Annotated in this window: 12 protein-coding genes; 5 read left to right on the top strand and 7 right to left on the bottom strand. The window is 36.9% G+C overall.

The features are described 5' to 3' along the window. Positions 1-426: 426 nt before the first annotated feature. The 7 genes from F6K13_RS02950 to F6K13_RS34885 form a co-directional block, all read right to left on the bottom strand. Positions 427-585 (bottom strand): hypothetical protein, encoded by a 159-nt coding sequence (locus F6K13_RS02950; protein ID WP_161564979.1) that lies wholly within the window; start codon positions 583-585, stop codon positions 427-429. Between the two features lie 1,051 nt (positions 586-1,636). Continuing rightward, a complete protein-coding gene (locus tag F6K13_RS02945; RefSeq protein ID WP_124147339.1) occupies positions 1,637-1,924 on the bottom strand; it encodes a hypothetical protein in 288 nt (95 codons plus the stop codon). Continuing rightward, positions 1,921-2,040, bottom strand: coding sequence for a hypothetical protein (locus F6K13_RS02940; protein WP_161564723.1), 120 nt, complete (start codon positions 2,038-2,040; stop codon positions 1,921-1,923). The genes F6K13_RS02945 and F6K13_RS02940 overlap by 4 nt, the downstream gene beginning before the upstream one ends. 652 nt (positions 2,041-2,692) lie before the next feature. After that, positions 2,693-4,099, bottom strand: a complete 1,407-nt coding sequence (locus F6K13_RS02930) for an AtzE family amidohydrolase (protein WP_124147340.1) — start codon at positions 4,097-4,099, stop codon at positions 2,693-2,695. A 198-nt stretch (positions 4,100-4,297) separates the two neighbouring features. Then, a complete protein-coding gene (locus F6K13_RS02925) occupies positions 4,298-4,489 on the bottom strand; it encodes a DUF4089 domain-containing protein (RefSeq protein ID WP_124147341.1) in 192 nt (63 codons plus the stop codon). Between the two features lie 369 nt (positions 4,490-4,858). After that, positions 4,859-5,680: an amidohydrolase family protein gene (locus F6K13_RS34890; protein WP_338043261.1), complete on the bottom strand. Its 822-nt coding sequence runs from the start codon at positions 5,678-5,680 to the stop codon at positions 4,859-4,861. 15 nt (positions 5,681-5,695) lie between these two features. Continuing rightward, on the bottom strand, positions 5,696-6,127 hold the full coding sequence (locus tag F6K13_RS34885) for an amidohydrolase family protein (protein ID WP_338043262.1): 432 nt from the start codon (positions 6,125-6,127) through the stop codon (positions 5,696-5,698). A 568-nt stretch (positions 6,128-6,695) separates the two neighbouring features. Here F6K13_RS34885 and F6K13_RS02915 point away from each other — a divergent pair. The 5 genes from F6K13_RS02915 to F6K13_RS02895 all read left to right on the top strand — a co-directional run bounded on the left by F6K13_RS02915 (position 6,696) and on the right by F6K13_RS02895 (position 14,199). After that, positions 6,696-6,839, top strand: a complete 144-nt coding sequence (locus tag F6K13_RS02915; RefSeq protein ID WP_161564721.1) for a hypothetical protein — start codon at positions 6,696-6,698, stop codon at positions 6,837-6,839. Between the two features lie 402 nt (positions 6,840-7,241). Further along, complete coding sequence (locus F6K13_RS02910) at positions 7,242-8,981, top strand: ATP-binding protein (protein ID WP_124147342.1); 1,740 nt, start codon at positions 7,242-7,244, stop codon at positions 8,979-8,981. A 686-nt stretch (positions 8,982-9,667) separates the two neighbouring features. Beyond that, the gene (locus tag F6K13_RS02905) at positions 9,668-10,054 is read left to right on the top strand and encodes a DUF1622 domain-containing protein (RefSeq protein ID WP_124147343.1); all 387 of its coding nucleotides are present in this window, start codon (positions 9,668-9,670) and stop codon (positions 10,052-10,054) included. 425 nt (positions 10,055-10,479) lie between these two features. Continuing rightward, complete coding sequence (locus F6K13_RS02900; protein ID WP_124147344.1) at positions 10,480-13,155, top strand: glucosidase; 2,676 nt, start codon at positions 10,480-10,482, stop codon at positions 13,153-13,155. Positions 13,156-13,755: 600 nt separating this feature from the next. Beyond that, positions 13,756-14,199 (top strand): globin domain-containing protein, encoded by a 444-nt coding sequence (locus F6K13_RS02895; protein WP_124147345.1) that lies wholly within the window; start codon positions 13,756-13,758, stop codon positions 14,197-14,199. Positions 14,200-14,490: the final 291 nt, after the last annotated feature.

The raw sequence follows: 14,490 nt of genomic DNA, 5'->3' as shown, positions 1-14,490 counted from the left end.
GTAAGTGGTGGCAAAGGCGATCGCTCTTTTCCCTCCATTCTGTCTCCGACATAGACTGACGTTTTTTTAACAGCGAGCTTCTTAATTCTTTTTTGAGCATTAATCTAGTGGGACTTACACTTAAAATATTCAGGTGGGTAAATATTAATTATACTAAGTATGGTTTAAACTCACAGATTTATATCAATTATCTAAACAATGGCGACAAATAGTGTAGATTATGATATGAGTAGAATTAAAAGAAAAAAATGGTAGCAGTTGACAAGCTATACATCCTCCGCCACCAATGTCCACTTTCTTAACCCACTACAAACAATCTCTGTGGTTTTTACTGATTGACTATCAATGATACCTGGACTTTTGGAAAAAAGTAAAATAAAATCACTTCAATCTCTGATCACAAGCAGATTATACCTGAGTCTATCCTCAAACAAATCCCAGATTCGCTTTATGCTCTGCAAAAACATCTTGATGCTCTTGCAGCAAACAAAAAAAGTTGTAAGAAATTCCTGTAACAAACGCTTCTAAAGTTTCAGTAAAATTTGTCAACGTTTGACTAGCATAACCTCTTCTCAACCCTCCCATTAATTGTTGATAAAGGATGAAAGTGTAGGCCGTAAAAACTCAAATAAAGTGACCTATGATACTGGTTTTATTTCTCAAGGGATTTATACTCTTTGAGATTCAATATTTTGGCTTTAAATTAGGCGGCCTTAGTTTACAGTAATAAAAATATTATAATGTTAATTCGATAATTATTCTGGGTATTGATATTATATAACTTTTTACTTTTTAATGGAATAAATAATATCATGTCCGCTGGGGCGCGTTCGTGTAAACCCAAAGGTGAATATCTACAGGAAATTTAAGTTTTTTTCTTGCTCTTAAGTATTCTTGCCTGTTCCCTGTTCCCAGCTCCGGTGTTCCCTACCCTTGCTATACAATACCGATGCTACCGGACATGATATAACTTTTGCTTTCTACCTTTAAGCTAAGATTTTAAGTTTAATGAGTGATATTTAAACATTTTTTTAGTTCAAAAATAGCCTAATTTTTTTTTAAATAAGAGGCAAAAACATCAATGTTTTTAGTCAAATAATCAATATTTATTCTAAGAATTTCCGTGACTTTAGTTCCTGGAGTAGTCAACTACTTAATAATACCAAATCCAGTTTAGCTAGACCACAAATAAGTTAACTACAATTCATATATATCAAGGTTTTCTCAATAATATATTGTGGTCTATAGTCATCGGATTTGGTATAACTTATAAATCATAGTAAAATTTCGGTGTCAAAAAAATGTGTTATAATTAACCAAGAACTTAAAAAGTAGCCTCAATAATCTTTTGACCGGAGAAGGTAGTGGCAATTAGCACCGTAAGCGTGGATTGCTGCTTTATACGTACTACGTTACAGTACTAGCAATGTGGTTGTTTTGCCTAGCGCCATACTTCGTAAACTAACAACGTGAAAATCGTGGTTTTAACCAGATTTACAGGAAACCAAAAACAGGAAAAAGATAGAGAATAGCGAGTTGCCTCCCAGAAGAAGCAAAAAGTTTTTTGATAACTATGTCTCCCTTGTCTTCTCTATCTCCCAATAGTTCCACTATTGCTAAAAACTACGTAGACATACTATCTGAGAACGAAATTATCTGTCGTCAAATCCGGACTACCAAGGAGAGTAGCAAATTGAGCGCAATCTCCGAAACCTGCTGCATTACCATTAGCATTGTAGAATAAACCACCTGTAGTAGAATCATAGACAATAATACCACTACTTGTCTCAGGGTTACTTGTTACAGTAGCAAACTCACCACCAAGATTTCCTCCCGTAGCAGTAGTTATTTCTGTAAAAGTATCTTTGTCAAGTAGAATTATATCTTTGTTAGACTGGAAGTCTGTAATTGTATCTACACTCAAATCTTCTGATGCAAACGCATTATTAGTATTTTAGTATTAAAGATAAAGCTGTCTATACTACCACCACCTGTGAGTTGGTCATTTCCTGCATTACCATTAAGGCGATCGCGACTAATACCACCTTCAAGAGTATCCTTACCTGCACCTCCTGATCAGAAATCGTTATCGCGACGACCTATCAACACATCATCATTGTTTTGTCCCAATACTCTGTCGTTACCAATACCTCCAAAGGGTGTTATTTTCAATGTCTAACGCAAACTCAGTTCCACCAAAGGTTTCTTCTCCTGTGAAATAAATGCTATCAACGATAACGGTGATAAGTGCATAAGCAAAATTAATTACACATCCTACTATTGCCTATTGCCTGTTGCCTCTCTCAACTAAGAAATTTATTTTGACGACTACTTAATAGCAGCTCGTAGTTGCTCTTTAGTGCTACCTGACATTTTGGCGGTGCTCAAGCACAACTACAAACAAATGCACTGCTTTTCAGGATAATGAGATACACTTTAAGATGAATTTGTGTTTCCTAGTTCCCAAAACTATGAATTTATATCAAATCCGGTTAAATAACCTCACAATCAATAGACATCTCCTCCAAATGAGGCAGTAGGCAGCTTTGCTGTAGGCAGTAGGGAACCCACCCCTCGCCCCTCCCCCTCCCAGGAGGGGAAATAATTGATATATCTAGTGTGATAATTGATTTGATTTTTTATGATAGGAGATGTCTAATAGCTTAAAATCCTGATTATGAAGTTATTAGATCTATGTGCAATTAGGAGGATTTGATATTAGTCCTACTAACTGTTCCATTTCCAAAAATGCTGCCACCCGTAAAATCAATGCTTCATTATAAGGTGCAGCAATAATTTGTACCCCCAAAGGTAAACCATTAGTACGACGGATGGGTACTGACAAAACTGGCAAACCGATAAAAGACAAAGGTTGCGTATACAAACCCAAATTTGGACGCACCAACACTTCCTCCCCAGCAATAGTCATTTTTTCCTGCCCCAATAGTGGCGCAACACAAGGTGTAGTGGGAGCCAGAATAATATCTACTTCCTTAAATATTTCTCCAACACAACCTTGATACCAACGGCGGAAACGTTGAGCTTGAATATACCAGTCTGCGGGAATTAAAGCGCCAGCTAAAAAGCGATCACGAGTTGCCGGGTCGAAATCTTGGGGGCGAGTGCGTAAGTTATCCAAATGTAAATTAGCTCCCTCCGTAGCAGTAATAATATAAGCAGCAGCTCTAGCTCGGTGTGCTTCCGGTATCGTCACCCTTCGAGTTACTCCCAATGCAGTCGCCACCTGTTCCACTGCTGCGAAAACTTCTGGCTCCCCACCTGTGGCAAAGTGATCGTCAGCAACTGCAATGCGTAAACTTTCAATATTGTGATTGAGTTGAGGCAAACAAGCTTCCGGAGTACGATGGGTACAAACTGGGTCTCTAATATCTGACCCCTGTAAAACATCATGAACTGTTGCGATGTCTCTTACAGAACGAGCAAATGGTCCGACATGGTCTAAACTACTAGCAAACAGAAAAACCCCTGCTCGTGACAAGCGTCCATAAGTGGGTTTAAATCCGAATACACCGCATAAGGAGGCGGGTACGCGGATAGAACCGTTGGTATCGGAACCGAGAGTTATGGGTACTAAACTAGCAGCAACGGCAGCAGCAGATCCACCGGAGGAACCGCCGGAGATGCGGGTGAGGTCGTGAGGGTTTGGTGTTGCGCCATAGTGACTGTTTTCGGTGACGAAGCCATAAGCGTATTCATCCATGTTGAGGGCACCGATGAGGATAGCGCCTGCTTGTTTAAGTTTAGCTACGGCGGTTGCGTCTACTGTTGCGGGTGGGTTTTTGGTGTTTATTTTGGCTCCAGCGAGAGTTATTATACCTGCGATGTCGTAGAGATTTTTGACTGCAAAGGGCACGCCTGCTAGGATACCAGGATTTTTGCCTTGAGCAATTTCTGTGTCTATTTGTTTGGCAGTGTTAAGTGCGGTTTCTGCAGTAATAGCAGTGAAGCAGTTGAGGGTTTGGTTGTGCTGGTTAATTTGTTGTAAGCATTTAGTTACTATGGTTTGAGCTGTGCTTTCCCCTGTTTTGATAGCTGTGGCGATCGCTATTGCATCTATTTCATTAAATTTGATAGTCATTTTGGTTTAATAGGTAAAAAAGTAAAAAAGTTTTTGGGTAGTTCTGCATAGTAATGGTATACGCAGATCAACAATGTCTAGTGCGGGCATCCTGCCCGCGAGTACGGGAGCAAGATGCTCCTACTGCTGTGTCTGGTAACAAAAATAATTACAATGCACGACCATTACAATCCACCACCACTAGTTTTTGTAGCCATATCAATTCCCTAATTTTTCTGGGTCAAATTTTGGTGCTTGCTCTATTTCTGGTGGTAGGGGAAAGTCTATGACTAATTGAGCGATCGCTGCAATTTTTTCTAGATTTTCTACTACACCGGGAAGGTGTTCTGGCTGTAATGGTAAATTGATTAATTCTGCCGTACATTCCACATATTTTTCGATATTTTTCATAATTAAATTAGTAATTAGGGTTTGCTGAAAAAGTATTTTTGTCGAGGTTATAAGTCAGGTTTTATATCTCATAAATCGGGAAGAAGAGGGCAGGAATAATGGTCTGATCTTTGTCTATCTAGGTTTGCTAAAATTTTGAGTATTTTCAGCTTTTTGGAGTGAAAAAAAAATTGCATTTTTTTTCTAAAAAAGGCTAAATAATTTACAAACAAAGGGTTTGAGAGTTAATCATGAAATTCTCATCATAAAAGATGTATGATTTATCATCAATTATCCAATTTTTTTAAGTAGTTTTACCACAAAATTTCTAGTCTATTTCTTGATTTTTTTCATTACACAATAACTACAGTATAATCAAAAATATTTCCCTTAAGTAAAAGAAGTAAATTTAATTGTTTTCGGAATAGTCTCTGCCAATAATTTAGCCTGACAAAATACATATTTTACAGTAGCACGTTTCCTAACTGCATTAAAACAACTATCCACATCTAAAACTATCAAATTGCCTGGATTTCCTACTTTAATTCCATACCCATCTTCTACTCCTAAAGTTTTCGCACCATTCCAAGTAACCATTTGATAACAAGCATCAATTTCTTTGATTCCAGTCATTTGACATATATGTACGCCCATATAAGCCACATCCAACATATTACCAGTACCCAAAGTATACCAAGGATCTTGTATACAATCATGGCCAAAACTAACATTTATTCCTCGTTGCCATAATTCTTTTACTCGCGTAACACCCCGTCTTTTAGGATAAGTATCAGTACGACCTTGAAGAGTAATATTAATTAAAGGATTAGCAATAAAATTAATTTTAGACCTCTCTAATAAACTCATTAATTTAAAAGCATAAGCATTATTATAAGAGCCAAAAGCAGTAGTATGACTAGCAGTCACTTGTGAAGTTAAACCTGTTCTAATAGCATCAGCAGCAACTACTTCTAAAAAACGTGATTGGTCGTCATCTATTTCATCACAATGAATATCGATAAAACAGTCATATTTTTCTGCCAATTCAAAGATTTTATGCACAGATTTTACCCCATCTTCCCTCGTAAATTCATAATGAGGAATTCCACCCACACCATCCACTCCTAATTGTAAAGCTTTTTCTAAAAGTGAGAGGTTTTCATCTTTACTATAAATACCATCTTGGGGAAAAGCAACTATTTGTAAATTCATCCAATCTTTGACAATTTATTTTACTTCTAAAAGTGCTTGTAATGCTGTTAGTTTTGGTTCACTAACATCGATGTGGGCTCTAACAAATAATACTCCTTGTCTAGCTTGGAGTTTAAGAGTGTCAATAGCACGTTTTTTCACATCTTCTAGTGTCAACTCTTGCTTACGATCACCCCAAATTTCTATACCCTCAAATAATGTACCACTTTGATTCCAGCGTGGTTCTCCGGCAGTGAGAGCAGAATCTAGATGAATGTGAGATTCTACAAATGGTGGACTGACTAATTTTCCCTGAAGATCGAGTTCTTGGTAGGCAAAAGCTGGAATATCCTTAGAAATAGCAACAATTTTACTGTCATCAATGGCGATATCTACTATTTCTGTTTGTTGAGTTGGTTGCAATAAGCGACTGTTTCGCAGAATTAATTCATAAGTTTTGTCAGACATGAAGTTTTGGTAGTTAAAAAATTAGGAGTCAGTAATTTGAATTTTATCATGGAAGGGTCAACAATTAATAGATATCTCGGCGTTGCTGAATCAAGGTATGAAAATAAAAACTGAAGAATCTCAAATATTTGTCATTAATATAGTTTAGCAATCGCCAAAAAATACAAATCATAGCTAAAATCAGCAACGCCGATATCTCCAGAAAATAAACTTGCTTTTTATTTAAAATAAGCTAGAGTTGTAACAGTAACTTACAAAATCATTTTTCGTATCTTAGGTGTGAAAATCTATTCCCTGTTCCCTGTTCCCTCACAGGAGTGCGCTACCAGATGCGTGTGTCGCCAACGGGGGGTCGCACCGCTGTTCCCTGTTCCCTACTCTTGCAAAAAGTTTATATCTTTTTCACCAGATGTCTAATAATTAATTATGGCTTTGTTGAAAAATAGACATCTCCACCAAATGAGGGAATAGGCAGTAGGAAGTAGGCAGTAGGGAGAAAGAATTGATAATTTATGTGTGATAATTGATTTGATTTTTGATTTTTACCATATGTCTAATGAACTGCCTTGTGAAAATACTTGGAAAAGTGGCGTTGCTGAAGCACGTGTATGATATTAATCCTAATTACTTAGGAGTCAACCCACCCCCACGTCCCTCCCAGGAGGGGAAGTTAGGAGTCAGGAGGGAAGAAAGAATCAGAAACCCCGAGTAGAAGGAGAAAGTTTTTTGCTCGCCCTCTTATCCTGAATGATATCATACCTCAAATCAATAACGCCGGAAAAGTTATGTGCAGGAATACCTACCATCAATGCTGAGTCATTTATCAAATAGACATCTCCAGAAAATAAATAACAGGAAACAGGGAACAGGGATAAATAATTGAAAATTGATAGATAAGAATTGCTTTTGTGTAAAAGTTAGCGTGAATATCTACAGAAAATTTAAGTTTTTCTAACTTTTAAGTCTTCTGTTCTAGATAACTAAAGCCTTCTTCTTTATTCCTTCTTCCTTACCCTTACAATACCGATGCTACCAGACTTGATATAATTCCTCTCAATAGCTAATAAAAATGGTATAACTTGATATAGCATTCTCAAGTAATTAAGTAATTTATATGGATTTTGAACAACCATTAGGTTCAGTAATTCAAGGTTCTCTCAGTCAAGGACTAGAAGTACGACTACATCCAGACATATTAGTAGAAGATATGCGGGTTGGTAAATTTTTGGTCGTAAAAGGAGTACGCGCCCACTTTTTTTGTATGTTAACTGATGTTTTATTAGGAACATCCAGCGAACGAATAATGATTAATCCTCCTTTACCTACAGATGATTTTTTGCAATCTGTTTTAGCTGGAGGTAGTACTTACGGCACGATCGAACTTGCACCAATGTTGATGTTAATTATTTCTTCAGAAAAATCCCCAGTATATTTCAATGCTAATAACGATAATAGCAATAACAAAAAATCTCAATCTATAGAAAATCTAGCATCTTTTGAAGCTCAAACCAGTGCTGAAATTAAATTAATGCCAGTGAAAACTATTCCTAGTCATTTTTCCCAAGTATTTGACGCAAGTGAGAGAGATTTTAGTCTGGTTTTTGGTAGAGAAGATGACCAGAGTCGGCGCAATTTTGCTGTGGGTAAACCTATTGATATGGATGTACCTGTTTGTTTAGATTTAGATAGATTTGTAGAACGGAGTAATGGCATTTTTGGCAAGTCAGGAACAGGTAAGTCTTTTCTGACTCGTTTACTTTTATCTGGGATTATTCGTAAAGGAGCTGCTGTAAATTTAATCTTTGATATGCACTCTGAATATGGTTGGGAAGCAATGGCGGAAGGAAAACAAGTTAATACGGTAAAAGGTTTAAAACAATTGTTTCCAGAACGAGTGGAACTTTGGACTCTCGACCCAGAAGCGACTAAACGTAGAGGGGTGCGAGATGCACGAGAATTGTATTTAAGTTATAACCAAATTGAGGTAGAAGATATTGGGTTGGTGCAACGGGAATTAAATTTATCTGAGGCAAGTATTGATAGTGCAAATATTCTCAGAAGTGAATTTGGTAAGTCTTGGATTTCTCAATTGCTAGAAATGACTAATGAAGATATCCAAACATTTTGTGATGAGAAAAGGGGTCACAAAGGTTCAATAATGTCTTTACAAAGAAAGTTATTGCGACTGGATAATCTGAAATATATGCAGACAAAAAATACTAATAATTATATTGAAGAAATTTTAGAATCTTTGGATGCTGGTAAACACGTTATTATTGAATTTGGTTCCCAATCAAATATGCTTTCTTATATGTTAGCTGCTAATATGATTACTCGCAGAATTCATAATAGTTATGTGCGGAAAGCTGATAAATTTTTGAGTTCTAAAAATCCGAGCGATCGCCCTCAACCATTAGTTATAACTATTGAGGAAGCTCACCGTTTTCTCGACCCCGCAATAGTACGTTCAACTATTTTTGGAACAATAGCTAGAGAAATGCGGAAATATTTTGTAACTTTATTGGTAGTAGACCAGCGGCCTTCCGGGATAGATGCAGAAGTTATGTCTCAAATTGGTACAAGAATTACAGCTCTATTAAATGATGATAAGGATATAGATTCTATTTTTACAGGAGTTTCTGGCGGTCATAGTTTACGGTCTGTTTTAGCAAAGTTGGATTCTAAACAACAAGCTTTGGTATTAGGTCATGCGGTACCGATGCCAGTGGTTATTCAAACTCGTGCTTATGACCAGACTTTTTATCAGGAAATTGGAGATACAGACTGGCGATATGTGTCTGATGAAGAATTATATGAAGCAGCTCAGGTTGCTCTGGATGATATTGGGTTTTAGAGGTTGCTGAAGCGCGTGAGTGATATTAATCTTAATGACTTAGGAGTCAGGAGTCAGGAGTCAGGAGTCAGTAGGGAAGAAAGAAGAAGAAAGAGGAGTAGAAGCAGAAAGTTTTTTGTTTGCTGGCGCACAACTTTCCTTACGGAATGCTACCGCAAACGTTAACGCGGAGCGCGGAACGGAGTTCTATCAGTAATTATCCGGACATGATATCATATTAAATCCGCCTAATTGCATATAGATCCAATAAGGTAATAATCAGGGTTTTAAGCTATTAGACATCTGGTAAAAATCAAAAATAAAATCAATTATTATCCATAAATTATCAATTATTCCCCTCCCAGGAGGGGGAGGGGCGAGGGGTGGGTTGCCTGTTGCCAGATGAGCTGTTGCCTCTTTTCTGGAGATGTCTATTGATTGTGAGGGTATTTAACCGGATTTGATATCATACCTCAAATCACCAACACCGGGTTTTAAGATCAAATCCGAGGGAATTGGACATAAAAAAATATTCAATCGTCATAACTACGCTCATCTTTGTGATTCTTCTGACTCCTGACTCCTGACTCCTAAAGACTTAACCATTCTATAACTGTTTAACCGAATTTGATATAATTTGTTAATTTGCTATCTAGAAAAATACGCGATCGCTATACTGGAAAATGAATCTACTCAATCTATTTTCAATGATATATTTTTATCTAGCTACAAATATAATAGAATTAGCTGAGATTTTTTTAGATGAGTTTGTCCTTATTCTGAAGATTTTTATTGAGGCAGTTGCAGTTTTTATTATTGCCTTTGCAGTGCTAAAAGCACTAGCACAAATGTGGCACAGACGGAAAAATAATCAGCTTTTTGCACAAGAGGGAAGAATTAGACTCGACTTAGGTATTTCCCTAGTTCTAGCTTTAGAATTTCTGTTAGCTGCTGATATAGTAGGAACTGCCATCTCTCCAAGTTGGAGCGATCTTGGAAAGTTAGCAGCAGTTGCTGGAATTAGGACTTTTCTCAACTTTTTCCTAGAAAAAGAAGTGAAAGAACTGGAAGAAAAAAATAATCTCAATAGATAAAAGAAGGAAGAAGGAAGAAGGTGTTTAGTTATCTAGGAGAGAAGGAAGAAGGAAGAAGGTGTTTAGTTATCTAGGAGAGAAGGAAAAAATGGATGGGGATAGTCCTCGATAAGTCACTTCATCAGGAATTAGCAAATTTACCTTGAAAACGCCATATGTAGGGGCGAATGGCGTTCGCCCTCATTAGATTTAATGTCTGTGCGTAAGTCCTGTTCATGTTTTATAACCCAACTAATTGTAAACATCGTATAGATGGGGGGGTATTAAACCCGTAAAGAAAAAGATAATGCTCATCGAGTTGATCGTGAAAAAGCTTTTACCACTGTTCCCTGTTCCCTATTCCCTGATTTAGAAATAGTTATTGTGTTACAGATAGTTGAGGAAAATTATAATAAATTGATATTTTCAACTGTTCCGAAATATTAATGATGATGAATACTCAAAACAATAACCTATTTACTCAAGAAGAACAAAGATTAGAAGCAGACCTCAACCATGAAGCATACTGGAGACGTTGGGGGCCATACTTGAGTGAGAGACAATGGGGAACAGTACGAGAAGACTATAGTGAAGATGGTTCTGCTTGGGATTATTTTTCTCACGAACAATCTCTTTCTCGTGCTTATCGATGGGGAGAAGACGGTATTTGTGGTATTTCAGATAATCATCAACGACTGTGCTTTGCGATCGCTCTCTGGAATGGAGAAGATCCTATTATCAAGGAACGACTTTTTGGTTTAACGGGAAGTCAAGGAAATCATGGGGAAGATGTTAAAGAATATTATTTTTACTTAGATAATACCCCCAGTCATAGTTACATGAAGGCACTTTATAAATATCCTCAAAGTGCTTATCCTTATGCTGACTTAGTAGCAGAAAATCAACAGCGCGACCGCAAATCTTCAGAATACGAACTACTCGACACAGGAATATTTGCAGAAAATCGTTATTTTGATGTTTTAGTCGAATATGCTAAAGCAACAACAGAAGATATCTTAATTAAAATTACAGTCAATAATCGAGGTTCAGAAACTAAGACGTTACACTTATTACCCACTCTCTGGTTTAGAAATACTTGGTCTTGGGATAATAAATCCCAAAAACCTCTCCTCAAAAAAGTTAATCCTGGTTTGATTGAAGCAGAGCATCCAACTTTAGGAAAAAGGTGGTTTTATTTTCCTCAGACAATGGAACTATTTTTCACAGAAAATGAAACTAATAAACAAACTTTATTTGGAGAAAAAAATGATTCTCTTTATACCAAAGACGGCATCAATAATTATCTAGTTAACGGTCAAAAAAATGCCATTAATCCAGAGATGTATGGAACTAAATTTTCTCCACATTATCGTCTAGAACTAGAACCAGGTGAAACTAAAATTGTTAAATTGAGACTTGCTAACTCCCCAGAAATTAAACAGCCTTTAGACACAGAATTTGAAGAAACTTTTCAAACCAGAATTCAAGAAGCAAATGAATTTTATCAGCGTCTTTCCCCTTGTAAAATGAAGGATGAATGGCGTAATATTCAGCGTCAAGCCTTTGCCGGACTACTTTGGACAAAACAATATTATCATTATATTGTCGAAGAATGGCTAAAAGGCGACCCTACCCAACCGCCAGTATCAGAAAACCGTAAACATATTAGAAATTATGGGTGGGTTCATCTATTTAATGACGATATAATTTCCATGCCTGATAAGTGGGAATATCCTTGGTATGCTGTTTGGGATTTAGCATTTCATGCCGTACCTTTAGCAATAGTTGACCCTGATTTTGCTAAACGTCAATTAGACCTAATAACCAGAGAATGGTTTATGCATCCCAACGGTCAATTACCAGCTTATGAATGGAATTTTAGTGATGTAAATCCTCCCGTTCATGCTTGGGCAACTTGGCGAGTTTATCAAATAGAAAAAGAACTTTATGGTCGTAGCGATCGCAAGTTTCTCGAAAGAGTATTTCAAAAACTTTTACTTAATTTTACTTGGTGGGTAAATCAGAAAGATGTTGAGGGGAATAATGTGTTTGAAGGAGGCTTTTTAGGCTTAGATAATATTGGAGTATTTGACCGGAGTTCAGAGTTACCAACCGGAGGTCATATTGAACAATCAGACGGTACAAGTTGGATGGCAATGTACTGTCTAGATATGTTAACTATTGCTCTGGAACTTGCCAAAGAAAATGAAGTATACGAAGATATTGCTTCTAAATTTTTCGAGCATTTTCTCTACATAGTTGATGCCATGAATCATTTAGGTTCAGATGGGACTCAACTCTGGGATGAAACTGATAATTTTTATTATGATGTTCTCCACCAACCAGATAAAGAAGATATACATATAAAAATCCGTTCAATAGTAGGATTAATTCCATTATTTGCTGTGGCAATTATTGACTCAGAAACTTTACAACAATTACCTAAATTCCAGAAACGGGTAAAATGGTTTATGGCAAATAGGATAGACCTTAGCGCCAATATTGCTTGTATGGAAGCTTGCGGTATTGACTCAGAACGTTTATTAGCAATTGTTAGTCCCGAACGCCTACGAATAATCCTCGAAAAAATGTTAGATGAAAATGAATTTTTCAGCGATTATGGTATTCGTTCCTTATCTCATTTCCATGCCGAAAATCCCTATATTTTTAATGCGAATGGAGAAGAATATAGAGTTGATTATGAACCTGCCGAATCTACCAGTCAAATGTTTGGAGGAAATTCTAATTGGCGGGGTCCAATCTGGTTTCCAATTAATTATTTAATGATAGAATCTCTGCAAAGATTTCATAATTATTTAGGTGAAGATTTTCGAGTGGAATGTCCGACAGGTTCAGGTCGGATGATGAATTTATGGGAAGTATCATTAGAAATTGAAGCGAGACTAATTAAAATTTTCCTCAAGGATGAAAATGGAAAATCTCCAGTTTATGGTGACACAGAAATATTCCAAAATGACCCCCACTGGCAAAATTTAATTTTGTTTTATGAATATTTTCACGGCGATAATGGTGCGGGTTTAGGGGCGAGTCATCAGACTGGTTGGACTGGTTTAGTAGCAAAGTTGATTCAGCAACGGAGCGAATATGTCTGTGAAATTTAGTTTTGGTTATGATAGACATCTCCAGAAAAGAGGCAACAACTCATCTGGCAACAGGCAACAGGGAGAAATATAGGACTTACCTATGAGATAGGAAAAACTAGGATTTGAGATTGCTTTCCGTTCCGGACTGCTACGCAAACCCTGTCGATGGCAATGACTAAAATACGTTGCAGGTGCGTAAGTCTTATATAATTTGCACTGTGGAAGTGGAATTGGCATCTTGCCCGTTCCTGATATTTGCCCGTTCCTGATATTTTTGGGCAGGCAGGATACCCACCCCACTTATATTCATCCCACCCCTAAGCAATGCCTTGTTTTGGCTTAAAATTTACCTAAAGTTTAATTTCATACCTCAAATCAGCAACACCATAAGTAGGTAGGTGGGAAAATTTACAACTACGTCATTGCGATTGGAGCAGAATGGAAGGAAGCAATCTCAAGGATATGAGGTGCATAAACATTTCGTTACATAGTGACGTTTATTCGCGCCTACCTGCTTATTTTTTTTGACTTTATATGTATAAAGAAAAAGTTGATTTAATTCGATAACAAATTATCGAAAGGTAAAATTATTTTGGTATCAAATTATTAACAATATATATGGTCAGTCAACAAACAATTAATATTGTCAAATCTACCGCACCAGTGCTGAAAAAACAGGGAAAACAAATTACTACTCGGATGTATGAAATAATGTTTGAAAATCATCCTGAAATCAAATCCCAGTTTAATATGTCTGCTCAAGCTGATGGATCTCAACCTGCAAAGTTAGCTACTGCAGTTTATAGTTATGCTGCTCATATTGATAATTTGGCTGGTCTAAAATCAATGGTTGAAAAAATTGCTCACCGCCATGTGCAAACTCATGTACTACCGGAACAATATCCAGTGGTGGGAGAATGTATGTTGCAAGCTATGCAGGATGTTTTGGGAGAGGCAGCTACGCCAGAAGTTATATCTGCTTGGACAGAAGCTTATCAGGCGTTGGCAGAAGTTTTTATTCACCGAGAGCATGAAATTTATGAAGAGGAAGGTGTTTCCTGATTTCAATTTTTGGCGTTGCTGATTCTGGGTATGATTTGATAATTTTGTATTTGGGATTTTTTATTTTGGATGGTTTGAACTACTTGTTAATATTAACTTTTCCCTGTTCCCAGTTAAGTGTTCCCTATAAACCTACTTTCATACCTTAATTCAGCAATGCCCAATTTTTTGAGTTAAAAAGACGGGGGAAATATTGAGTTTAATAGTTGTTTTACCAACCCCACTACGTTCCCCCGCAACTATTAAACTCAATATTTCCCCCGTCTTTTTAACTCAAAAAATTGGGCATTG

Origin of the sequence: Okeania sp. SIO2B9 (assembly GCF_010672505.1) — a bacterium.
Taxonomy (GTDB): Bacteria; Cyanobacteriota; Cyanobacteriia; order Cyanobacteriales; family Microcoleaceae; genus Okeania; species Okeania hirsuta.
This window is presented reverse-complemented; position numbering and strand designations above follow the sequence as displayed.

Excerpts from the sequence above, each read along its gene's own strand:
- F6K13_RS02950 (WP_161564979.1), bottom strand. The coding sequence starts at position 585 with ATGGGAGGGTTGAGAAGAGGTTATGCTAGTCAAACGTTGACAAATTTT.
- F6K13_RS02930 (WP_124147340.1), bottom strand. The coding sequence starts at position 4,099 with ATGACTATCAAATTTAATGAAATAGATGCAATAGCGATCGCCACAGCT.
- F6K13_RS02925 (WP_124147341.1), bottom strand. The coding sequence starts at position 4,489 with ATGAAAAATATCGAAAAATATGTGGAATGTACGGCAGAATTAATCAAT.
- F6K13_RS34890 (WP_338043261.1), bottom strand. The coding sequence starts at position 5,680 with ATGAATTTACAAATAGTTGCTTTTCCCCAAGATGGTATTTATAGTAAA.
- F6K13_RS34885 (WP_338043262.1), bottom strand. The coding sequence starts at position 6,127 with ATGTCTGACAAAACTTATGAATTAATTCTGCGAAACAGTCGCTTATTG.
- F6K13_RS02910 (WP_124147342.1), top strand. The coding sequence starts at position 7,242 with ATGGATTTTGAACAACCATTAGGTTCAGTAATTCAAGGTTCTCTCAGT.
- F6K13_RS02905 (WP_124147343.1), top strand. The coding sequence starts at position 9,668 with ATGATATATTTTTATCTAGCTACAAATATAATAGAATTAGCTGAGATT.
- F6K13_RS02900 (WP_124147344.1), top strand. The coding sequence starts at position 10,480 with ATGATGATGAATACTCAAAACAATAACCTATTTACTCAAGAAGAACAA.
- F6K13_RS02895 (WP_124147345.1), top strand. The coding sequence starts at position 13,756 with ATGGTCAGTCAACAAACAATTAATATTGTCAAATCTACCGCACCAGTG.